Source organism: Shimia sp. CNT1-13L.2 (assembly GCF_024331145.1).
Taxonomy (GTDB): domain Bacteria; phylum Pseudomonadota; class Alphaproteobacteria; order Rhodobacterales; family Rhodobacteraceae; genus Shimia.
On record NZ_JANDJO010000015.1, the window covers coordinates 25,001 to 46,791 of the forward strand.

At 57.3% G+C, this 21,791-nt stretch carries 21 protein-coding genes; 11 read left to right on the plus strand and 10 right to left on the minus strand.

Annotated elements, in window-relative coordinates; all coding sequences use genetic code 11:
- Nucleotides 1-33: 33 nt before the first annotated feature.
- From NNA36_RS19220 to NNA36_RS19235, 4 genes are all read right to left on the minus strand, one after another.
- Nucleotides 34-801, minus strand: a complete 768-nt coding sequence (locus NNA36_RS19220) for an ATP-binding cassette domain-containing protein (protein ID WP_255110140.1) — start codon at nt 799-801, stop codon at nt 34-36.
- Complete coding sequence (locus tag NNA36_RS19225) at nt 798-1,742, minus strand: iron chelate uptake ABC transporter family permease subunit (RefSeq protein WP_255110142.1); 945 nt, start codon at nt 1,740-1,742, stop codon at nt 798-800. Before NNA36_RS19225 ends, NNA36_RS19220 begins: the two co-directional genes overlap by 4 nt.
- Nucleotides 1,732-2,667 (minus strand): ABC transporter permease, encoded by a 936-nt coding sequence (locus NNA36_RS19230; protein WP_255110143.1) that lies wholly within the window; start codon nt 2,665-2,667, stop codon nt 1,732-1,734. The genes NNA36_RS19225 and NNA36_RS19230 overlap by 11 nt, the downstream gene beginning before the upstream one ends.
- Nucleotides 2,668-2,740: 73 nt before the next feature.
- Nucleotides 2,741-3,583 carry a siderophore ABC transporter substrate-binding protein gene (locus NNA36_RS19235; protein WP_255110183.1) on the minus strand — a complete coding sequence of 281 codons (843 nt, stop codon included), beginning with the start codon at nt 3,581-3,583 and terminating at the stop codon, nt 2,741-2,743.
- 353 nt (nt 3,584-3,936) lie between these two features.
- Between NNA36_RS19235 and NNA36_RS19240 the strand changes: the two genes are divergently transcribed.
- Nucleotides 3,937-5,880 (plus strand): TonB-dependent siderophore receptor, encoded by a 1,944-nt coding sequence (locus NNA36_RS19240; protein WP_255110145.1) that lies wholly within the window; start codon nt 3,937-3,939, stop codon nt 5,878-5,880.
- Nucleotides 5,881-5,932: 52 nt separating this feature from the next.
- Here NNA36_RS19240 and NNA36_RS19245 read toward each other — a convergent pair whose 3' ends face one another.
- The 5 genes from NNA36_RS19245 to NNA36_RS19265 form a co-directional block, all read right to left on the minus strand.
- Nucleotides 5,933-6,436: a MarR family winged helix-turn-helix transcriptional regulator gene (locus NNA36_RS19245; RefSeq protein WP_255110147.1), complete on the minus strand. Its 504-nt coding sequence runs from the start codon at nt 6,434-6,436 to the stop codon at nt 5,933-5,935.
- Nucleotides 6,437-6,540: 104 nt separating this feature from the next.
- Entirely contained in the window at nt 6,541-7,323 is a 783-nt protein-coding gene (locus NNA36_RS19250) for a heme ABC transporter ATP-binding protein (protein WP_255110149.1), read from the minus strand.
- A gap of 1 nt (nt 7,324) precedes the next feature.
- Nucleotides 7,325-8,395 (minus strand): iron ABC transporter permease, encoded by a 1,071-nt coding sequence (locus tag NNA36_RS19255; RefSeq protein ID WP_255110151.1) that lies wholly within the window; start codon nt 8,393-8,395, stop codon nt 7,325-7,327.
- A gap of 2 nt (nt 8,396-8,397) precedes the next feature.
- A complete protein-coding gene (locus NNA36_RS19260) occupies nt 8,398-9,264 on the minus strand; it encodes a hemin ABC transporter substrate-binding protein (protein WP_255110154.1) in 867 nt (288 codons plus the stop codon).
- On the minus strand, nt 9,261-10,316 hold the full coding sequence (locus NNA36_RS19265) for a hemin-degrading factor (protein ID WP_255110157.1): 1,056 nt from the start codon (nt 10,314-10,316) through the stop codon (nt 9,261-9,263). Before NNA36_RS19265 ends, NNA36_RS19260 begins: the two co-directional genes overlap by 4 nt.
- Before the next feature lie 610 nt (nt 10,317-10,926).
- Here NNA36_RS19265 and NNA36_RS19270 point away from each other — a divergent pair.
- The 9 genes from NNA36_RS19270 (at nt 10,927) to NNA36_RS19310 (ending at nt 19,959) form a co-directional block, all read left to right on the plus strand.
- Nucleotides 10,927-11,214, plus strand: a complete 288-nt coding sequence (locus tag NNA36_RS19270) for a DUF2218 domain-containing protein (protein ID WP_255110159.1) — start codon at nt 10,927-10,929, stop codon at nt 11,212-11,214.
- Nucleotides 11,215-11,238: 24 nt separating this feature from the next.
- Nucleotides 11,239-12,132: a TonB family protein gene (locus NNA36_RS19275; RefSeq protein ID WP_255110161.1), complete on the plus strand. Its 894-nt coding sequence runs from the start codon at nt 11,239-11,241 to the stop codon at nt 12,130-12,132.
- A 138-nt stretch (nt 12,133-12,270) separates the two neighbouring features.
- Nucleotides 12,271-13,296, plus strand: a complete 1,026-nt coding sequence (locus tag NNA36_RS19280) for a MotA/TolQ/ExbB proton channel family protein (RefSeq protein WP_255110162.1) — start codon at nt 12,271-12,273, stop codon at nt 13,294-13,296.
- 5 nt (nt 13,297-13,301) lie between these two features.
- Nucleotides 13,302-13,682 carry an ExbD/TolR family protein gene (locus NNA36_RS19285; protein WP_369681695.1) on the plus strand — a complete coding sequence of 127 codons (381 nt, stop codon included), beginning with the start codon at nt 13,302-13,304 and terminating at the stop codon, nt 13,680-13,682.
- 2 nt (nt 13,683-13,684) lie between these two features.
- Nucleotides 13,685-14,074 carry a biopolymer transporter ExbD gene (locus NNA36_RS19290; RefSeq protein ID WP_255110166.1) on the plus strand — a complete coding sequence of 130 codons (390 nt, stop codon included), beginning with the start codon at nt 13,685-13,687 and terminating at the stop codon, nt 14,072-14,074.
- Nucleotides 14,075-14,196: 122 nt separating this feature from the next.
- Complete coding sequence (locus tag NNA36_RS19295; protein ID WP_255110168.1) at nt 14,197-15,237, plus strand: calcium-binding protein; 1,041 nt, start codon at nt 14,197-14,199, stop codon at nt 15,235-15,237.
- Nucleotides 15,238-15,381: 144 nt separating this feature from the next.
- Entirely contained in the window at nt 15,382-17,271 is a 1,890-nt protein-coding gene (locus NNA36_RS19300; RefSeq protein WP_255110170.1) for a TonB-dependent receptor, read from the plus strand.
- Between the two features lie 26 nt (nt 17,272-17,297).
- Complete coding sequence (locus NNA36_RS19305; protein WP_255110172.1) at nt 17,298-18,446, plus strand: calcium-binding protein; 1,149 nt, start codon at nt 17,298-17,300, stop codon at nt 18,444-18,446.
- 64 nt (nt 18,447-18,510) lie between these two features.
- Nucleotides 18,511-19,959, plus strand: coding sequence for a M10 family metallopeptidase (locus NNA36_RS19310; RefSeq protein ID WP_255110174.1), 1,449 nt, complete (start codon nt 18,511-18,513; stop codon nt 19,957-19,959).
- A gap of 354 nt (nt 19,960-20,313) precedes the next feature.
- Here the strand turns inward: NNA36_RS19310 and NNA36_RS19315 are convergent, their stop codons facing one another.
- A complete protein-coding gene (locus NNA36_RS19315; RefSeq protein ID WP_255110176.1) occupies nt 20,314-20,802 on the minus strand; it encodes a hypothetical protein in 489 nt (162 codons plus the stop codon).
- 740 nt (nt 20,803-21,542) lie between these two features.
- On the opposite strand from NNA36_RS19315, the gene NNA36_RS19320 reads away from it, so the two are divergent.
- Complete coding sequence (locus tag NNA36_RS19320) at nt 21,543-21,752, plus strand: AlpA family transcriptional regulator (protein ID WP_255110178.1); 210 nt, start codon at nt 21,543-21,545, stop codon at nt 21,750-21,752.
- Nucleotides 21,753-21,791: the final 39 nt, after the last annotated feature.

The window sequence follows — 21,791 nt, forward strand, 5'->3', positions numbered from 1 at the left end:
CCTCGGGCGCTTTTTCCTTCTCAGGAACAAATCTTAAACATGGTGAAGCACCAACGGTCTTCCCTGATGCTCAGAAACCTGAATGTCCATTTCATAGAGACCGGACAAGGCGGCGCTGGTCAAAATCTCCTCCGGTGCCCCCTGCAACGCGACTTCACCTTCCCTGAGCGCAACAACATGGTCTGCCCAAGCCGCGACATAGTTGATTTCATGCACCACCATGAGGACCTGACGCCCTCCCGCTGCTCCTGAACGGCTTACACCGTGAACCCGCTTCATCAAAGCGCGTGCGTGGAACATGTCGAGATTGTTCAACGGTTCATCCAGCAACAGCCAATCTGTGCCCTGCGCGAACCCCATTGCCACGAAGGCACGTTGCTGCTGACCGCCTGAAAGCTCGTCGAGAAAGCGCGATTGAAACGACAGCAGATCAAAGGCCGCAAGCGCCTGATCCACCGCTTCATGATCTTCCGGGCCCATACGCCCGCGATGATGCGGCCAACGCCCAAAGCCGACAAGGTCACGAACGCGCAACCGGCTCGCGACAAAATTCTGCTGGCTTACGATGGCCAAGGCTTTTGCGATCTGCGCGGTTGGCGTTTTGCCTACATCCTGCCCATCAATGGAAATGCTCCCCGTTTGCAGGGGTTGCAGACGTGCCACGAGGTTCAACAGCGTCGACTTGCCGGCCCCATTGGGGCCAATGATTGCCGTCGCCCCTGCCCTGGGAATGTCCAAGTTTATGTCTTTCAGAATCCTGGCGGACCCGATGTTGTGATTGACGTCGCGGATCGAGATCACCTGACCGCCCCCCGTAGAACAAGAATGAGAAACAACAGACCACCAAAGAACTCGACGATCACGGCGAGACTGGATTGCAAGCCAAGCACACGTTCAAACACGCCCTGTCCCACAACCAGGATCACGGCCCCGATCAGGGCCGCCGCTGGAACCAGCAGCGCATGCCTGTGAGTCCGCATCAAGGCGTGCGCAAGGCTTGCAACCAACAGGCCAAGAAAGCTGATGGGGCCAACAAGCGCGGTTGAAACCGCCACCAAGGCAGCTGTTATACCCAAGAGACCGACAAGAGCCCGGTCGTACGACACCCCAAGCCCAACCGCGGGCGAGCGCCCAAGCGCGATCACATCCAAAGGCCGCAGCATGGGAACCAGAACCGCGAACACCAGACAGCAAAGTCCTGTAGCCAAGTAGAGTGTCGTGAGATCCACCGCTCCAAAACTCGCAAACATCGCACCCTGTACAACACTGAACTCAGATGGATCCAGCAACCGTTGCAAGAACACTGTCAAAGAGCGGAACAGAATACCAACAATCACTCCGACAAGGATCATCCTGTGCATGTCCCGCCGTCCGCGCCCAAACAGCAGCGAGAACAGAACCATTGCCGCCAACATCATCAACAGCGTTTCCAAAAGGAACTTCGGCGTGACCGGCAAGGCCGCATAGCTCAGCCCGCCGAACAAGAACACCAATCCCGTCTGCACCATCAGGAACAGGGAATCGAACCCCATAATGGTGGGTGTCAGAATGCGGTTCGCGGCTACGGTCTGGAACACCACCGTTGACGCGCCAACTGCAGCCCCGACAACCACCAGGGCAAGCAAGCGCTCGGCCCGCAGCGTGAGGATGAATGGAGAAAACGACGGCAGCCCCCAAAGCATGAAAAACCCGCAGGCCAGCATCAACATACCGAGTAGAAGGATAAGACGACTATGAGGCACGGGCAGGTCTCGACAACAAAAGCCAAAGAAAAATAGTCGCACCGAAGACCCCAAAGATCGTGCCAGCGGGTATTTCATAGGGAAAACGAACAACGCGCCCGATGATGTCCGAAGCAAGAACCAGGATGCCTCCCAACCCCGCGACGATCGGCAGGTTCGCCCGCAAATTATCGCCCATGAACCTTGAGACGATATTGGGCACGACCAGGCCAACGAAGGGCACCATGCCAATGGTCACGACAACCAATGCCGTCACCATCGATACCGTCAGCAACCCCAGTGCCATGACCTGACCATAGTTCAAACCAAGGCTTACCCCGGCGGACTTGCCCAAGCCGGCGATTGTGAACTGATCCGCCGCAAAATAGGCAAGCACGGCCATCGCCCCGGCGAGCCAAAGCAACTCATAACGCCCGGCTAGAACACCGGAGAACTCGCCACTCATCCACACAGCCAGATACTGCAACATATCCGCCTGATAGGCGATAAAGATCACTCCTGCCCCGATGATGCCGCCATAGATCAGCCCTACCAATGGAACCAGCAGCGGTTGTGACGGAGGAAGCCGTCGCGCCAAGAGCAGAAAGCCGCCCATGCCGATCAAAGCCGAGATCGCGGCGATCACCATTTTCAGGAAAATCGGTGTAGATGGTGCCAGCAGAGTGACCAACAGCAATCCCAACATCGCTGCCTCGGTTGTTCCTGTGGTTCCCGGTTCGACAAACCGGTTCCGCACCAGAAGTTGCATGATGATTCCTGCAACCGCCATGCTGCTGCCTGTCAAAACGGCCGCGGCGGTGCGTGGCAATCGGCTGATGAGCAGGATTTTCAGTGCTTCCCGATCCAGCCAGTTTCCGGCCCAGGGGAGATCGGCAGTCCCAACAAAAAGACTGACGCCGCAAAGCAGCGTCAGCAGAAGGGCCATCGCGAGATAGGACGCCCGGGTATTCGAGAAAGCACTGGCTGGTGTCATTTTCAGGTATCTGGCGCGGCTTCTCTTACTGCGTGAACGCAGCGATGATCTCGTCCAAGGTGATCGAGACCGAACGAACACCACCACCTGCAACGTAGATATTGGATGCGCTCAGTGAAACGACTTGCCCCTTGCGCCAAGCCGTTGTCTGCTGGACCAGCGCGTTGTCGAGAGTCGCCATCGCACTTGCTCCCTCGGCACCAATGGCCGCGCCTCGGTCTACGACCAGAAGCCAGTCCGGGTTTGTTTCCGCAATGAACTCGAACGAGATGGCTTCACCGTGCGTCGAAGCAGAGACACCTTCACGTGCTTCCGGAAGCCCAAGGGCCGTGTGCAACCAGCCGAACCGCGATCCCTTGCCATAGGCGGAGATCTTCGGGCCATTGGTCAGAACGATTAGGGCATTGCCCTTGCCTTTCACCGCATCCTTCGCGGTCTGGTGCTTGTCGGCCAATGCGGCGGCCAAGGCCTCGGCTTCTGCTTTTTTGCCCAATAGTGCACCGTAGGCTTCCAGCCGCGCAATACCGATCCCGATAATATCCTCGCCCCAAATCGTCATGTCGATGGTCGGCGCCACGCGCTCAAGCTGCGGTACTACGGTCGAAGAACGACCGCCGGCCACGATCAAGTCCGGCTGCGCGATTGCCAGGGCCTCATAGTCTGGCTCAAACAGGCTCCCTGCCGGTTTCACATCTGCAAGATAGCCATCAAGATAGTTCACAAAAACCTTGCCCGGCGCGGCAACAACCGGAATGCCCAACGCCGAAAGCGTGTCCAACGCCGCAACGTCCAACGCGGCAATTCGGGTCGGAACTTCATCAAAAGAGACCGCGCCTTTCGCGGTTTCGATAGTGCGCGGCTCTGCCATCGCAAAACCCGAAACAACAAGAGATGCACCTAATGCAGCCACACGGCCAAGTCGCCAGATCTTCACGAGATTCCCCAATTCTGTCTTCAGGGCACTGGCGTCTGGCTTGTGCGCATTTTGCTTTATTGCGTTTTACTCCCAAGCGGCAGCAGGGTCCAGAAGACTCTCGTAAGAAAGCCAATAAAACATAAGCATTTCCTCGCATTCACCTGGCAGAGTTGGAATGTGAAAACAATTCCTGAAATGCACTACATGCACTTGCATGAAGTGAGATACATCCCTATAAGCCCGTTGCGAACTTAAAGCCAGGGAAGCCTCCCAAGCCATGTATTCACCTAACATGAGGGTAAGGCATGGCCCCCAAAATCACACACACAACAGCGCTCCTCCTTGGCGCTTCCCTTGCTGCACTTTGCGCTGCAACTCCATCCCTTGCGGATGACTCTGAATTCTTCTCCCTCGACCCAATCATCGTTGAAGGGAAAGACCCGGAAAGCACCTCTGCGGACAAGGCCGCCTCGGTATACGTCGCGGACGCCGAACTGGAACGCGCCCGCATGGGCGATCTGAAAGATCTTTTCGCAGGCATCGCCTCGGTCTCGGTCGGCGGAGCTATTCCCGTGGCACAGAAGATCTTCGTCAACGGCGTCGATATGCTGAATCTCGCGATCACCGTAGATGGCGTCTCCCAGAACAACCGGATTTTCCACCACGCAAGCGCCAACGCGTTTGACCCTGGCCTGATGAAGTTTGTCCGAGTCGATCCGGGTGTCGCAGCCGCTGACGATGGCCCCAACGCAATGGCAGGCGCCGTCCGCATGGAAACCATCGACGTCTCCGACCTTCTGGAAGATGGCGACTCCTTTGGCGGCACCTATCGCCTGAGCTTCGGCGACAACGGCGAAACGCTCCAGAACGCATTGACCCTTGGTGGTCGCGAAGGCAACTTCGAGTACCTCGCCTACTTGAAGCGCGCCGAGGGCAAGAACTACACAGCCGGCGACGGCTCTGAAGTGACCGGCACAGCGGCGAACCTTTGGGCTGGCCTTGTCAAACTGGCGCATACCAACCAGAGCGGTGGCCGCCTCGAATTCTCCGCGCAGCGCATGGATGACACGGAACTGCGCAACGACAAGGCCAACTTTGGCCCTGGAAGATGGGGCATCAACCTCTACGACACCGAGAGAACCATCTACTCGCTCAGCTTTGAAGCAAACAACTCCGGCGAGATGTGGGACCCGACCTTTGCGGTTGGCTTCTCCGAAACCGTCGTCAACAAACCCAACCCTTACGGCAGCATGGGTACGACAAACACCGTTTCGGCCAAGTTCCAGAACACGTTCCACCTGAGCCTAAGCAATACCGTCACAGCAGGCCTCGACTTCTATGATCGGACCGGGGACTACAGTGATCCAACAGACGGTTCGTTCAGCGAAACCGCGCGCAACCACGGCATTTTCGCACAATGGCGCGTGCAACCCACAGACCGCCTGAACGTCTCAGCCGGTGCGCGTTATGACTGGCAGAAATTCGACGGCAAGAACGCAGCCGACCCGACCTACAGCTACTCCGGTGCAAGCGGCAACCTCTCGCTCGTCTATGACGTCACCGACAGTTTCTCCGTGCGAGGTGGCTATTCGAACATTTTCGGTGGTGTCCAGATCGAGGACAACTACCAGTTTTGGCGCACTTTCAACTATGCCAGCCTCGAAGCTGCGCGCGCCCAGAACATCGTACTTGGTGCAGACTTCAGCCGCGGCGGTCTCACCATTGGTGGCGAACTGTTCCGCACCCGTATCGCGGACGTTCGCGAGTTCGACAGCAACTACGACTTTGAAAGCGAAGGCTTCAACATCTATGGCACCTACGGCTGGCACAACGGCTTTGCCCGCCTGACCTTTGCGCACAGCGAAGTCGAACGCGACGGTGTACCGATGTCCTCGGACTCCGTATTGGACTCCGGTACGCCGGTTGGCAGCATCATCGCCTTTGAAGTCCAACAGGAAATCGAAAGCTGGAATCTCCTGATCGGCGGCAGCCTGGACGTGGCGTTGGATTTCGACTCGGGCGCCAGCGAGTACGCAGATATTCAAGAGCTTCCCGGCTACGAGGTCGTGAACATCTTCGCGGAATACTCGCCGCCCAGCCTGCCGAACCTGAAAATCCGGGCGGAGATCCAAAACCTGTTTGACGAGGACTACGCCGACCGCGCCACCTTTGGCGGTGACTTCAGTGGTTTCTCGACCCTGAAAGAACCTGGCCGCACGCTCATGATCTCGGCGGTCACATACTTCTAAGAGCGCAGGTCTAAGAAATGAAAACCGCCCAGAATGGTCTCTGGGCGGTTTTCTATTTCGCAGCCAGAATGTGGATCAACAAGCGCGCAATCCGATAGGCATCGTCTGTATCCATCGTGTGTGCCAAAGCAGCCTGCATGGCGTCGTGATAGACGGGCCAGATATTCGCGTGCATACCGATACCCTTTTCGGTAAGAAACAAAACCTGTTTGCGCTTGCCATCGGCAATGTACTCACGTCGCAAAAGGCCGGCCTTTTCCATTCTCGAAATGTGGCGGGACAGCGCGTATTGGGGAACATAGAGCTTTTCTTCGAGGGCCCCCATCAATTGCCCCCGCTCGCCGCTCCTTTCGACCTCCAACAGGATTTCATACCAGATTGGATCATTGATACCCGCCTGTTTCAGTGCCTTTGCGATTTTGGGCTGTAGGTGGCGATGCACTCGCATAATGTTGAACCAGACCCGGTTATACGCGGTAATCTGTTCGTCATCGTCAAAAAAGGCGGCGTCTTCGGAAATCTGTGAAACGGAATCTTCTTGTGTACTGGAAGTCATTTGGGGGCCTTTTACCTAGCCACCAGACAATAGTCCGTCTTGAAAACCTTCGCCACTCTTGAACACCCAGTAGTGGCTTTCTCGATTCATGAACCGTGTTTCTGCTAGATGTTAAGCGCGGCGGTTTGCGGCAGAATGAAAGGGCCGGAAGACGGTGCCATGCTGACAGCGATCCGACAGCCATAAGCCTGCATGAGCATGTCATCGGTGAACACTTCCGTCGCCGTCCCCTGTGAAACCACGCCGCCATTGGAGAACAGAACCACTTTGTCGGCAAACATGGCGGTCAGGTTCAGGTCATGCATGACAGCAATGACACCTCCCCCCATGTCCGCAAAGGTGCGTGCCACCTGCATGATCTGCAACTGGTGGCCGATATCGAGGCTCGAAACCGGTTCATCCAGAAACAGCCATCTTGGGCCATCGTCACCTACCGGCTGCCAGACTTGCACCAGGACACGCGCCAATTGGACGCGCTGCTGTTCGCCGCCAGAAAGCTCTTGAAAGTACCTGCCTTGGTATCCGTCCAGACCAACACGGTGCAACGCCTCGTTCACGATCTGATCGCAGTTGAACGTCGCCCCACGCGATACACCAAGCCGCACAACTTCAAGCACGGTGAAAGGAAAGGCCAACGGGGTGAACTGCGGCAGCACGGCGCGTACCGAAGCAAGGTCTCCGGGCCTTGCATGGGCCACATCCATGCCGGACAACCGTACGTCCCCTATAAATGGCAATTCTCCGGTCACGGCCTTGAGGGCCGTCGACTTGCCCGAACCGTTTGGCCCGACAATCGCGGTCAACTGTCCGGGATGCGCGGTTAGATCGACACCCCTCAAAACAGGTTTCGACCCGTAGTTGACGCTCAAGTCTCTTGCAGTCAGCATATCAGAGATCCACAACACTGCGCTGACGCAGCAAAATCCAAAGGAAGAACGGACCGCCTACAAAGGCAGTAATAATTCCGATGGGCAATTCAGCAGGTGCAATGATGGTTCGGCTCAAAAGGTCTGCCAGCAACAAGAGTGCCGCCCCAAGCAGGGCGGAATTGACCAGCAGATACCTGTGATCGGGCCCGTTCACCAACCGCAGCAAATGCGGCACGACAATACCGACAAAGCCGATACCGCCACTCACTGCAACCGCCGCACCCGTTGCGCCGGCAACGATCAGAATGGCCCCCTGCTTTAGTCGCTGTACTTCAAGGCCCAGATGGCCAGCCGCTGCCTCTCCCAGGGCCAAAGCATTCAATCCCCGCGCAAGGAGCGGCGACAGGAAAAGCGGAAGTGAGATCAAAGGCACGGCAATGGTCAACCGGGACCAGCTCGCCCCGGCCAATGACCCCATGTTCCAAAAGGTGAAATCACGCATCTGCGCATCGTCGGCCAAGTAGACCAAAACCCCGGTCAGTGCCATCGCCAGCGCCGCAAGCGCAATACCAGCCAGAAGCATGGTTGCCACCGACGTACAGCCCCGCCGGGTCGCGATCCTGTACAGCACCATCGTCGCGCTCCATGCACCGACAAAGGCCGACACCGAAATCAGCCACGGCCCCAAGAGGGCGGCAAAGGGCAGCATGCCGCCCAGAACAATGACCACAACGGCCCCGAGGCTGGCCCCGGCGCTGACACCGACGATGCCCGGATCAGCCAGTGGATTGCGAAACAGACCCTGCAAAACGGCACCCGAGACCGCAAGCGCAGCCCCGACAAGACAGCCCATGATGACGCGCGGTAGCCGGATGTCCCAAAGAACAATCTGATCCCGTCGCGAGATGTCCTCTCCACGCACATAGTCAAACAGCGCGTGCCAAAGCGACGTATCCGAAGCCCCAACCGCAAGGCCGCTCATGCATGCCACGGCAAGTAGGACAATAAGTGCGAAACCGAGGCGACGTGCTCCTCGGCTGCGATCCCCTTCGGCAAGCCGATTGGAATAACTCTCAGAAAGGTTGGCCATTGTCAGCTACCGACGTTCTGCAATCCACCTGCAAGTGCGCGCACGGCCTGCCCCGTTCGTACCGAGAAGCCGAGCAGGAACATGCCATCCATGCGCAAGATCGCACCAGCAACGCCGGCTTTTGTGCTCGCCAGTGTCGGGTTCGCTAGCAGAGCCTCATCCGACAGGTCCATGCCACGGCGGCTGTTCATCACGAGGATGATATCCGGGTTCGCCATGATGACAGCCTCGTCCGTCAGCAACTTGTACCCTTCAAACCCCTGAACAGCGTTTTCCGCACCCGCCATGTGGATCATCCCTTCAGCGGCATTGTTCTGACCCGCAGCCAAAATTCGCCCGCCCTGAAGCGCGAGGACAAACATCACACGCTTACCGTTCAATTGACTTTCGGCAACCGCCGCATCGATCTCCGCCAGCACTTGGGAGGCCAGTTCTCTGCCCTTTTCCTCGACATCAAGTGCCTCGGCAACCACCTTGATCTTGGCTTCAACGGCGTCACGGTCAAAACCCAGCGGTACCGTAATAACCGGAATCGCAGTTTCACGGATGACGTCGAGGGTTTCTGGCGGACCACCGCCCTCTTCCACCAGGATCAAGTCAGGATCAACAGACAACAAGCCCTCAGCTGACAACCGACGCACGTAGCCTACATTCGGCAAGTCATGCGCCGCTTCAGGATAGTTCGATGTCGTGTCACGCGCGACCAGACGATGTTCCTGCCCAAGCGCATAGACGATTTCGGTAATCGAGCCGCCTGCTGATACAACGCGCTGATGTTCGGCCGCCCTGCTTTCAGAGACAAAAGACATGCACAGCAACGCCGTTGTCGCTGTGATCTTCGAAAGGTCCAGAAGTGAAAAACGTCTCAAACCGTCTCCTCCTTCTTCAGGTTGGGCAGCGCAAAAACCATTTCATTCCAACGTGCTGCGTCTTCCGGCTCAGCAAGAACACCAAATATCTGTAGGATGATCCCGCCGTCCTTGTCGAAGGCTTCAACGGAGACCGCATCACCGCGCCGGGTCGCCTTGGTCACCTGCCATACCTCCGCGATATCGTCGGTGCGAAGATGCATGTGAAAACTTGGATCAAGAACATTCAGCCACGACCCCATCTGTTTCAGGTTGTAGATCGGGCCCGTGTGGATCTCGATGCACCCCATGTTTCCGACGAACACCATAATCGGCATTTCGCTGTCCCGCGCCTTTTCAAACACGGTCGCTACCACCTCTGCGGCAAGCGGTCGGACATAAGGCGCCCCGGCGATACGATAAGCACCCAGACGATTCATCTTGAGCTTGCGCGTCATTTGCAGGAATTGGTGCGTGTCCGTGATCTTGTCCCATTCGGAACGCAGCTTTTCGGCCATCTCGACGCTGCCCTTGGCAGGTTCCGTAGGCGTTCTGGCGCGAACCTCCAGCGTGTCGCTTTGATCCGGTTCTCGCAACTCCTCCACCAGAGCATCCCATTCCTCCAGAATGGACGCCTCGCGAAGGAACACCTTGTGAACGGCATCCCCGGCAGCATCAAACACCTGCAAGGACCGCCGGGTTGATCCGTCTTCCAGAGTTTTCTCAACGGCAAACCCATGCTTCCATCGGCTGGGGAACATGCGAAGATCAATGTCGTGGTTTACCACAAGCGCTGCATGCGGGCCGCCGCGATAGTCATCATACACGCCAACTTTTTCGATCACACAGCTTTCGTTGCGGGTCAGTGCCATGACTTCACCAAGACGCATGACCCCTGGAATCAAACGATCCATATCGGCGGTGATGCGCACCACCCCCTGCCCCACATGGGCCGCAAGAAATTCTGCTTCGCTGGCGCCCAACGACTCCGCGAAATCACGCTCCCGCGCCTTGGGGTTTTCCAGGCGCGCCTTTCGAATACTTGATGGATCGATTTTCTGGTCCAAGGGCATAAGTCTCTCCTGCATAAACATGAAGAAACGCGCCTGGCTGAAACTCAGTGTGCTAACCGCAAGTGGCTTGTCGCAATTTCGTTGAGCTTTGGCTTATTCGCTTGATTGGCAGGGATCAAGCCCCCACCACCAAATTTCCGACAAAAAAGATATGGTATTTTTCTCGCCGCGAACGCCTTGTCAAAAATTGCCGCCCGGGTCATCGCAATTGCTGTCTGTCGCGACCCTGTCCCACATAAATTCTGCGCAAAAATCGTCAGGCCAATGCGACTCACAGATCACGTCCCGCGCCTGCAAACGATCCGGCTGGCTCACAGGATTTCCCGCAAAGCGTTGGGCAAAGTGGCTCGAAACGGATGCGAGCCTATGTGCAACCTCAAGTATCATACTATTTTTATCAACTACTAAGTTCGCTGGTGTCAAGTATTTATGAGATAAACACAACTCATTGACTTTAAACTATTATACCAAATTCAGACGCCAAGATCCCGCAGCCATGAACAGTTGATCGAACGATCTGAAACCCGGACCAAGGCTCCTAAAACCACATTCCGTGTTGATCTGGACCCGCCCGAAGGCTAATACCGTATAAAATTAGTCAGGATTCAACATGCGTTCAAACACTGGGACCTTTGAAACGGAACACGCCAGCAAATACCTTCAACAGCTGTGCAAACACTTTGCTCACAAGACAGACGTTGTCTTCGACGCCGAGAAAGCCGATGTTGTGTTCCCCTTTGGCAGCGCAAAAATGCTGGCTGCGAAAGACAAGCTGACCGTAACGGTCTCAGCCGAGGACGATGAAACCTTGTCCAAGGCGCGCGTCGTCATCGACAAACACCTCGAGCGCTTTGCCTTTCGCGAGAACTTCTCGACCATGGCGTGGTGTGCTGCCTGATCACATCCGAAACAGGGGCAAACAGTGAAACGGCTTCTTCAGACAACAACCTTCACAACGCTCGCGATTGCGCTTCACGCTGCTGTTGCGGCCTATGCGTTTCGGTCGGAAGGCTCGCAAGCCGGGGGTGTCGCAGGCGAAGCCATGGTCAGCTTGGTCGGCAGTAACTTTCAGATCGAGCAGATTGTCGAAGACTGGGAAACCAGCCCCGCGCTTGCCGACGTTGTGGAACCTCCTTTGGACCAACTGGTTCCAGACGTGCCCGATGCCCCCAGAATGCCGTCGGTCGACCTTGCAATTGCACCTTCTGCGGCGATTCAGATCGCATCGCTGCAAGCCCCAGATCGCCTGCTTCTTCCCGAAGTAGACACCACGTCTTTCACCCCTCCTCCCGCCCCCGAGCCAAAGCCCGAGGTTAAGGCTGAGCCGGAACCCAAGCCGGACGAGGTACAGAAACCCAAGCCTGAGTCCCAAAAAGCTGAGGAGAAGACGCTCAAAGCCAAGAAAACCCCCAAGGCAAAGGTTGCCACGGCTGCGTCTGCGCCTGTTCGGGAACAAAAGGCGGCCGGAACTGGCGGCACATCGCAGGCTGGCGTCGGCAAAAACGATGTAACAACTCTCGGCAAGGGCCAGGAACGCAAACTGTTCGCTAAGTGGGGCGCACGCATCCGGTCCAAAGTGGAGCGCCAACAGCGATATCCCCGAGGCCAAAAAGGCAAAGCCAAAGTCATAGTCAAAATCACCGTCAGCAATTCAGGCCAATTGAAAGGGGTTAGAGTTGCGCGTTCATCCGGCAATCAGGCCTACGACAAGGCTGCGCTTGCGGCTGTGAAACGCGCTCGGAAATTTCCCAAAGCTCCCAAGGGGCTAAACGCGCCGTCCTACGCGTTCAATTTGCCGATTACATTTATTCGCTAGCCCTGCCAATCACCAAGGCGCGGGAAGAGTGTTGAAATCCGCCCGAACGCCTAACCCAAAACTATGAATTGAGCGTCAGACCAAGTTTGAACCTCAACCTCACCACAGATGTGTCGATAGACGTAAGGAAGACTGCTCGTGTTTCACCACCGTTCCCTGACCAATTGGTCGCTTTCCCTCATTGCGGCTGCGGCGTTCTGCACGTCGCTGGCACCTACAGCCTTCGCACAGGAGACGGCACCTACAGTGCCCACCGCCAGCCCCGAAATCGCACAGCCCGCTCAACCCGTACTGACAGCAGAGACCTCAGGCGCGGCCCTTCCAACAGCGCCGGAAACGCCTGCCGAGCTCACCAACAATCCAGTCGATGCCACATCAGACGACCAATCGTCATTGGTCTCGTCGGACGTCGCGCTCTCGCTCGAAGCTCAACCTCTTTCGGAAGAGGTGGGAGAAACAACCGAAGAACCATCCGAGCCTGCGACAGAGCCCACACTCTTCGAACACGAAGCGGCTCAGCGCGTCGAAAAGTTCCTGCGCGATGGCGGGCCATCCATCTGGGCCATTTCGGCTCTGTCCGTGATCACCGTTGCCTTGATCCTGTGGAAGATCTGGCACCTGGCCTTGATCGGCGCATGGTCGCGCGGCAAGGCCGTGAATGCCCTAGCCAGGTGGGAAACAGGCGGTGGAACAGCGGCTTTCTCCATTGTTGAGAAACGGCGTGGCCTGCGGTCTCAGGTTGTTGCCGCCGCCATCAAAGCACGCCTGACCCACAACGAAGACACGGCGCGCGAAGAAACCTCACGCGTTGCCAAAAACTCCCTGGCGGATGCCGGTTCGGGCCTGCGGGCCCTTGAATTGATCGCCACGATCGCACCGCTCCTTGGCCTGCTCGGTACCGTTCTTGGCATGATCGCCGCGTTCCAGGCACTTCAGGAAAGCGGCAGTCGCGCCGATCCCGCCCTCCTCGCCGGAGGCATCTGGGAGGCACTTCTGACCACGGCCGCAGGTATGGCCGTCGCCATTCCTGCTTCGGCAGCCCTGACATGGTTTGAATCGGTCATCGACCGGATGCGCCGCGATGTGGAAGACGCCGCCGCCCGCATCTTCATTGCACCACTTCCAGCCGGTGACACCCAAGCCGGTTCGCTGGCAGCGGAGTAAAACTCGTGCAATTCACAACGCCAAGACCATACCGACGGCGCCCCAGCCTGACACCCATGATCGACGTGGTCTTTCTGTTGTTGGTGTTCTTCATGCTGGCATCGCGTTTTGGCATGGACCACGTTCTGCCGGTGCCTTTGGCGGGCCAGGGCAACGCCGATTTGTCCGGCCCTCCCAGATTGATTTCGGTCGATGCTGAAAGCCTGCGCCTCAACGGCATCGCAATGCCTCAAGAGGCCCTGCTGACCGAACTCGAACGCATCATGGACACCCCCGAACAGGCGCTGATTCTGCGCGCCGGTGACCAAGTTGAACTGCAACGCATCATTGATATCACCGAGAGCCTGCAATCCGCCGGCTTCCCAAATGTTGTTTTGCTGGAGTGACCATGGATTTTGCCGCCCCCCCCCGCAAACCACGCGCCGAATCCATCGTCCCCATGATCAACGTGGTATTCCTGCTGTTGGTTTTCTTCCTGATGACCGCGCAGATTGCACCGCCTGAACCCTTCGAGATCACCCGCCCAACCGCAGCGAAAGGCGCCGAACCGGCAGACACGCCAACGCTTTACATCAACAGCGAAGGCGAAATGCGCTACCTCGATCACGCAGATCAGGCGGCCCTATCGGCTCTGAAAGTCCTGTCTGCCGAGACACCGACACTGTTGATCAAGGCCGATGCCAAGACCAAGGCAAAGATCATAGCGCGCGCTATGCGAGATCTGGCCGAGGCTGGCTTCCGGAGTATCGAGGTCGTGGTGGAAACAACTCAAGGATGAAATTCCAATTCCGCCAAATGACGGCCATGAAATTCTTGACAAAAATACTTAATAAATTCACAAGACCCCCGCCAGCGTTGTGCCAGCCCAGGACTTTTCTTCAATCCTTCTAGGGGCAAAAAATGGCCAAAACGCTCACCATGGACGCGTCCGCTCTTGACGGACAGGGCTTCGACTCAACATCCTATTTCGCTGATTTCTTCGCCGGCATCGCTGACGACGGGTCGACCTTCTACGGCGGCACGCCGGATGCCGCCTTTGGTTCGACCTACTACATGAATGGCTCGCAGAACGTTCGTACCTATAATGACGGCACCGATCCGGTTTCCAGCGCTGTCATTCTGGACGGCGCGGACATCGCATATGACTTCATCCACTACGGCGCGCACATGGGCCACGGCATCTCGGGTTCGGTAGACACGCTTTGGTTCGGCGACTGGATCGACGGCACCACTACCGGTACCGAAGGTACGGGCGAAGCGGGTCGTGTTACCGGTTTTGGTACCGAAGTCGTTGTCGATGGTCTGGATCTCTACGCTGCCGCAGGCTCGGGTTCGGACGCGGCGACAAACGAAGTCTACTCGGTCTACAAGAACGTCCAAGACGGTGACGCCGCCGGGCTTGAAGCGCTGTTCTCGGAGTACGCCGTGGAAATGATCGGTACGTCCTCAGCGGATAAGCTGGTCGGCTATGGCAACGACGACGTCCTGATCGGAAACGCCGGCGCGGACGTGCTGACTGGCGCGTCAGGCGCAGACGTGCTGCTGGGCAACCGTGGCGCTGACAAGCTGCGTGGCGGCGACGGTGCCGACATGCTGCTGGGCGGCAACGGTAACGACAACCTGTTCGGTGGTCGTGGTGCAGACGTTCTCAAGGGCGGTTCCGGCGACGACGTCCTGAACGGTGCAAAGGGTACCGACCGCCTAACCGGAGGCGACGGCGCAGACACGTTCGTCATGCTGGCCAATTCCGGCCGTGACACGATCACCGACTTCGACACGTCCGAAGATATGATCGACGTTTCGGCCCTGGGTCTGACGCAACTGTCCGACTTCTCCATCAGCGAGACAGCAAGCAAGACCGTCCTGACTTCGGGTTCGGTTGAAATCCACCTGCTGGACATCGCTCAGGCAGATCTGTCGGACGACCTCTTCGTCTTCTGATCCGATCCAAACCAAAGGGGGCCGCGCTAATCCGCAGCCCCTGTTCCCACTTTCTTCAGGCTGATAGCTTTCATGCCCATCCTTTCCCCTCATCACTGGCTCATCGCCGCTTCATGCCTTTCAACCCTGTCAGCAGGCCAGGTTTTGGCACAGGAGTCTGACCCAATCCTCCTTGAGGAAATCAATGTCCGCGCGAATGATCTGGCGACACAGGAGAAGTCGCAAAGCACGATCGATAGTGAGCGTCTTGAAGAAGAATTCTCAGGAGCCCCAATCTCGACCGTCCTACAGAGTATTCCTGGCGTCACGACCGAAAGCGGCGATGGTGGCGACGCGGAGGTCGGCATCAACATTCGCGGATTGCAGGACCATGGCCGCGTTGCCGTCACCATCGACGGGGTACGCCAGAACTTTGCGAAGTCCGGCCATGGCGCAAACGGGACTTTCGCCGCCGACAGCGAGATGTTGCGCGAAATCACGGTACAACGCGGCGCGGGTGGCAAATCGGGGGCCATTGGCGGCTCTGTCGAAATGCGCACGGTCGGCGCGGATGATCTGATAGAAGACGGCGAAACGCAGGGCGGCGAAGTTCGTCTACGCTATGGTACCCTGACCAAGGAACCGACCCTGCACGCGGCGGCAGCCACGCGGTTCGGGGACACGGCTGATCTGACCTTTGCCTTCACCCGCGCTTTCAAGGACAACTACACCGCACCGGACGGGACATTTGTCTACGCCGGGCAACAGACCCGTAGCTACCACGCGGGTCTCGGTTTCAACACCCAGAACGGCCACCGTCTGTCCTTCACCGCGTCGACCTTGGCGCAGGACTACCTGGTCAGCCTGCAAACCAGCACACCCGACGATACGGACCTGCGCAAGAAGACCTTCACGCTTGGCTTTGAGAGCGACGACATTTTCAACGGCTGGTTCATGGACGGAACCCTGTACCAGACCGAAACAAACGTCCTTCGGACCGAACTTGATACCAGTTTCGTTCCAACCGGAACGGTCCACACCTACGAGACAGGCACCACCGGATTCGTCCTCGAGGCTGGGCGCACGTTCGAGACGGGCAACCTCCTGCACGATCTGACCATCACGACCGAGGCCTTCCGGGACAAAGTGGATACCCAGGCCCGAGTTGGCAGCCTGACCCCTTCGGGCACCCGCGATGTTTTTTCCTTTGCCGTCGAAGATCGCATCGATTTTGGTTCCTTCTCCACGACATTTGGTGTCAGCCATGACACCTACAAACTGTCCAGCCCCGGTATTCTGAACAAGGGCTCTGCCACCTCGCCCCGCATCGCAGTCAACGTACCACTTGGCACCTCGTTCCATGCGTTTGCCTCGGCAACCAAGGCCTTCCGGTCTCCTTCATTGAATGAATCGCTTGTCGAAGGTCAGCATCCACCTCCCACCTTCGACGTTAAGCCAAACCCGAACCTGCGCCCCGAAAGGTCGACCTCCTACGAACTGGGGCTAGGATACGTCAACGACGGTCTCTTTTCAGAAGGCGACAGGCTGGACATTCGCGGCACGCTGTTTCGCAACAACGTCAAGGATTTCATTGGCTTTGAATGGGTCGGCACACTGTTCAGCGGCTACTACCAGTACCAGAACATCGATCACGTCGAAATCCAAGGTTTCGAACTCGAAACCTCCTACACGTCGGACCGCTTCTTCATAAACCTTTCAGGTCAGCTGCTGGAGGGAAGAGATCTGTCAACCGGCAGTAAACTCAGTGAAATCCCGCCGGCGAGGGTTACTCTGTCGGGCGGTTTCTACAGCAAGGACGGCCGTTCCACCTACGGTGCCCGGCTTACAGCCACTGCCTCTCAAAAGGACTCGGGCGGCGTGGTGCGCACCCCGTCGTGGAGCACCGTTGATCTCTTCTACAACCGCGACCTCGGCGAGAACATGACCTTCTCGCTCGCGCTGAACAACATCCTCGACGCGACCTACACTATCCACCTTCAAACCGAGCCGCAGCCAGGTTTCAACGCGCAAGCGTCGTTGGTCTTCCGTTTCTGAACGACCCGCGACACAAAGGAGACGACATGTCCATCAAGATAGATCTCACCGCTGACGCCAACGGAGAAGGTGTCGATTTCAACCAGTTCCTGATCGACCACTTCACCGGGTATGTACCGTACCAGTTCCCGCTGTTCCTGCCTGCCGACGGTGATGAAACAACGCAGATCCTGCACCTGTCGACACCGACTGAGGGCCAAGAAGCGGACACCCGTGTCGTGCTTCTTGAGGGCAGCGACTTTTTCTACACCTTCTCGAACCACTCGGTCAGTGGCACCATTGATCAGATTCGTCTCGGCACGCTTGGTCCGGCATGGGATTCGCAAACCGAAGATCTTGTGACAAATGCCGATGGCCTTGTGGAAGACATGGGCGCAAGCGTAACACTGTCGAACCTCAACATCGTCAACGAAGTTGGCGTGCAGGGCGAAGTGCATGAAATCGTGCGTGGTTTCATGGGCGGCAGCCACAGCGGCACTGCGGTCGACGCCGATCCCTTCCTCGAACATGTCTGGGCGTCTGCGCACGATGTGACCGGCAGTACCGGCAACGACAGCTGGAAGGGCACCACATTCGGCGATATGGCAACGGGCGGCGATGGCAACGACAACCTGTCCGGCCTCAATGGCAACGACACGCTCAGCGGCGACAACGGTCGCGACACGCTGAACGGGGGAAATGGCAGCGACAACCTGAAGGGCGGAAACGGCTATGATAAGCTCTATGGCAACAAGGGCATCGACATTCTGAACGGCGGCCTCGGTGCCGACTCACTTTACGGCGGTAACGGCAAGGACAAGCTCTTCGGCGGCTCCGGCAAGGACAAGCTCAACGGCGGTGCCAAGGCTGACCAGCTGACCGGCGGTAACGGTGCCGACACCTTTATCTTCACCACCGCGTCCGAAGCCGACGGCGACTTGATCAAGGATTTCAATCAAGGTCAGAGCGATGTGATCAAGCTCACGAACATCGATGCTGACATCACTCTTGACGGAAACCAGGCCTTCACCTTTGTGGGTGCCGCTGGTTTGAGTGGCGTGGCAGGAGAACTGACCCAACGCTTCGCCAGCGGAAACACCATCATCGAAGGCGATATCGACGGTGATTCCGTCGCGGATTTCCAGATCACCCTGTCGGGCAACCACACGCTCACCACTGACGATTTCCTTCTGTAAGCCAGACATGTGGTGCTCCCAATTTCGGGGGCGCCACTCGCACCCATTGATTTGAGTCCCTCTCATGCCCGTCGACACAAGCTCCCCCGTCCTCAGCGCGATCCACACCGATCAAACCCTGGCCTCCAACCACGTGAAGGTTTACTTCGCAGCGGACGGTGAAAAACTCGATTTCGTGCTGAACCAGGGTAACTGGACGAGTTATGAACAGGCACAGGTCATGTCGGCGCTGGAAACCTACGCGGCCTTCACCAACCTGACCTTCGCGATCACCAACGATCTCAGCGAAGCCGATTTCAAACTCACCAAATCTTCGTCGGAACACGGATCTCTGGGGTTCATGAACGGCCCTGATCCGGCTTTGGGAGACGCGCAGGGCATCGCGTGGTTCAACACCTACCACTACTGGGGTGATGCGGCCTCGGGCTTACTGGATCAAGGCAGCTACACCTACACCATCTTCCTGCACGAGTTCGGCCACGGGTTGGGCCTCGCACACCCACATGACACGGGGGGCGGCTCCACGATCATGCCGCAGGTTGGCGACGGTGACGGCTTGGATCAGGGTGTCTACACGGTCATGACCTACAACGACGGCTGGCCGGACGCGCCGGAAGGCTCTCCCGACAGCCGTGCCTGGGGCTGGAACAGCACGCCCTCCCCCATCGACATCGCGGTCCTACAGGAAAAATACGGCACCAATCCAACCACCGGCGCGGGCAACACGCAGTACATCCTCGACGCTGCCAATCAAAGCGGCACCGGCTATCGCGCGATCTGGGATGTGAGCGGCACCGACGAAATCCGCCACAACGGAAACCAGAATGCGGTGATCGACCTGCGCGCCGCCACATTGCTGGCCGAAGTCGGCGGCGGTGGCTTTGTAAGCCACGCCTCCGGCATTCACGGCGGGTTCACCATCGCGCATGGCGTCACGATCGAAAACGCCACCGGTGGCCACGGTCGTGACAAAATCACTGGCAACGAGGTGGCCAACAACCTCAATGGACGCGAAGGCGTCGACACCCTGAACGGGCACGAAGGCGCAGATACGCTGGTTGGCGGCCAGGGAGGAGACAAGCTGTTTGGCGGTCTTGGCAAAGACAGGCTTGAAGGATCCAAGGGCAACGATGTCCTCAACGGTCAAAGAGGTTTCGATCTGCTCTTTGGGGGCAACGGCCAAGACAAACTTTTCGGAGGTCGCGGATTTGATACGCTCAAAGGCGGCAATGGCGCTGACCTTCTAAACGGCAACCAAGGCAACGATGTTCTGACCGGCGGGGCTGGCGCCGACGTCTTTGTCTTCGCGGCGGACGGCGGTCAAGACACCATCACCGATTTCACCCAATCCGACACGCTTGATCTTTCGGCACTTTCGATCGTGAACTTTGCCGCTGTTCAGGCCGCAGCCTCAACCTACGATCAAGGCACCCGGATCGTCCTGAACACTCTTCAAATCGACCTTCAGGGCTTTGCCATCGAAGACCTGACAGAGGATCTGGTCCTGCTCTGACGACCGTTCAACCCGCATCAGGAAGCACCTCGCCATCCGAGCGAACGCGAAACGCCAATCGAAACCAAACTTACTGAAACGCCTGACCAAAGACGAGTTCACTTCATAGGCTTGACGTAAAACAGCGATAGACCAGTCGTCTACGGAGTGCTTGCGGGACCGGCCTTGAAATCAGTCAACTCCGATAATTCTAGTCACCTATGTTGAAATCGGTGAAAACCGACAATCAAGCCAATGGGCAGGTTATTTTTAGGGGAAAACCAGGTTTCCTCTGCCGGCCTGTTGAGAGCACAGGACGCAAACCGGCAGAGGAAGGGAACGACCCGCTGGGGCAAGTCATTCTAACTTAGTAGCTCAGTGAACCATTTCGTGCGTGTTTGACACGCCGTCCAGAAGCAATCCCAGAGCACGAGCACACTCAAGCAACTCGCCCGCGCTATGTCCTTCACAGAGCACCATGGCATGGGCGTGCAAAGTGCTGTCTTGGCCGCGCCGTGCCGCCACAACCGCCCCCAGCAGTTGCTGCTCGTTTTCACTCAGAAACATGGAACAGTTCGCGCAATCCGGATTGGAAAAGCGAAACCCTTCCGTCCGATACCGCCGCATCGCCTGCACCAGATCAAGAACCGCGACAAGCGTCTCGGTAGACCTCTCTGCGGGAAAGGCTTCGACAGCGATAGCAAGGCAGCGAGTCCAGGCCTGGCTGTCGGGCTGCGCAAAACTCTGGCAAACCAATCGGACAACCGCCAAGACCGCTATGTCCAGCGCATCAAGCCCCGCCTCGTCAACGCGGCAATGGCCCGGCTGTCTGCGTCGCGATGTATTGTTAGGACCAAGGCACATGTGTCACTCCCAATTGCCTGAGGAACGAGGAGCGTGGGCGTGGCCACCGACTATTGTTTTTTCGTTTGGTACGCCGCGCCTCCCCGCTCCACTCGATTCCGGGAAAGCGGCCGCGCAAGGCATCAACCAGGGGTATCTGCAGGCCTTCCCGAAACTGGAATCTCAATCGCTGGCGCAGGAGGCTAGCAGCTTCGACTGCTATCTGACAATTTTAGTAAGTTATTACAATCCCAAAATGCACTGCCTTTAAATTCCATCGAATTTGCTCAATGCAACGGACCAAACTGTTCTGGGACCGAGTCGGCTTTCCATCGAGAGAACCACACGCACGTGCCCTCGTGCCACTAGAAGGGCACACTTCCCGGCGATCAACTAACTGACACTTGGCCATTAATCCTGGAGGTAGAAAACACCACAAAAACGGTGTTGTTGCTCAAACCGGTCACGCGAGGAGAACAGTCGAGTATTCGTTCGCGCGGTTTTCTTCAATGATTTCAATGAAGCTCTCTTACGACCGTAGATCGACCGATCTACCAAAACAGATTCAGAAAAAGAAAAATACATGATGATGAGACGCGCTGGGCAGTGACACGCAGCGAGAGGTTTGTGGAAACCCCTCTCTCCCTGAGCAAAGCAGCAAGTGAGCCTGGAGGGGGGGAGAAAAAATTTATCCCCTCCCGACGAACGATCCAAAGCGATTCTGTTGCCTCATGAAGACTCATCTTGAGGCACCTTGAATCATGACCAAACATCCCCTCCCTCCCTCTGGCTCTGTCGATCCGCTTCTGAAGGTCGGTGAAGCCGCTGACTTGTTGTCGATCAGCGTACCGAGCTTCTGGCGCCGCGTTGCCGACGGCTCCGTGCCAAAGCCCATCAAACTCGGTTCGGCTTCGCGCTGGCCGCAGTCCGAGATCCTTGATGTGATCGAAATGGCGAAGGCCAACCGCTAGGAGCATTTCGCTTCACGGCAAATGCCCCTCTACCAGCAG

Excerpts from the sequence above, each read along its gene's own strand:
- NNA36_RS19270 (WP_255110159.1), top strand. The coding sequence starts at position 10,927 with ATGCGTTCAAACACTGGGACCTTTGAAACGGAACACGCCAGCAAATAC.
- NNA36_RS19290 (WP_255110166.1), top strand. The coding sequence starts at position 13,685 with ATGGATTTTGCCGCCCCCCCCCGCAAACCACGCGCCGAATCCATCGTC.
- NNA36_RS19245 (WP_255110147.1), bottom strand. The coding sequence starts at position 6,436 with ATGACTTCCAGTACACAAGAAGATTCCGTTTCACAGATTTCCGAAGAC.
- NNA36_RS19230 (WP_255110143.1), bottom strand. The coding sequence starts at position 2,667 with ATGGCCCTTCTGCTGACGCTGCTTTGCGGCGTCAGTCTTTTTGTTGGG.
- NNA36_RS19295 (WP_255110168.1), top strand. The coding sequence starts at position 14,197 with ATGGCCAAAACGCTCACCATGGACGCGTCCGCTCTTGACGGACAGGGC.
- NNA36_RS19240 (WP_255110145.1), top strand. The coding sequence starts at position 3,937 with ATGGCCCCCAAAATCACACACACAACAGCGCTCCTCCTTGGCGCTTCC.
- NNA36_RS19255 (WP_255110151.1), bottom strand. The coding sequence starts at position 8,395 with ATGGCCAACCTTTCTGAGAGTTATTCCAATCGGCTTGCCGAAGGGGAT.
- NNA36_RS19265 (WP_255110157.1), bottom strand. The coding sequence starts at position 10,316 with ATGCCCTTGGACCAGAAAATCGATCCATCAAGTATTCGAAAGGCGCGC.
- NNA36_RS19315 (WP_255110176.1), bottom strand. The coding sequence starts at position 20,802 with ATGTGCCTTGGTCCTAACAATACATCGCGACGCAGACAGCCGGGCCAT.
- NNA36_RS19250 (WP_255110149.1), bottom strand. The coding sequence starts at position 7,323 with ATGCTGACTGCAAGAGACTTGAGCGTCAACTACGGGTCGAAACCTGTT.
- NNA36_RS19320 (WP_255110178.1), top strand. The coding sequence starts at position 21,543 with ATGACCAAACATCCCCTCCCTCCCTCTGGCTCTGTCGATCCGCTTCTG.
- NNA36_RS19305 (WP_255110172.1), top strand. The coding sequence starts at position 17,298 with ATGTCCATCAAGATAGATCTCACCGCTGACGCCAACGGAGAAGGTGTC.
- NNA36_RS19310 (WP_255110174.1), top strand. The coding sequence starts at position 18,511 with ATGCCCGTCGACACAAGCTCCCCCGTCCTCAGCGCGATCCACACCGAT.
- NNA36_RS19235 (WP_255110183.1), bottom strand. The coding sequence starts at position 3,583 with ATGGCAGAGCCGCGCACTATCGAAACCGCGAAAGGCGCGGTCTCTTTT.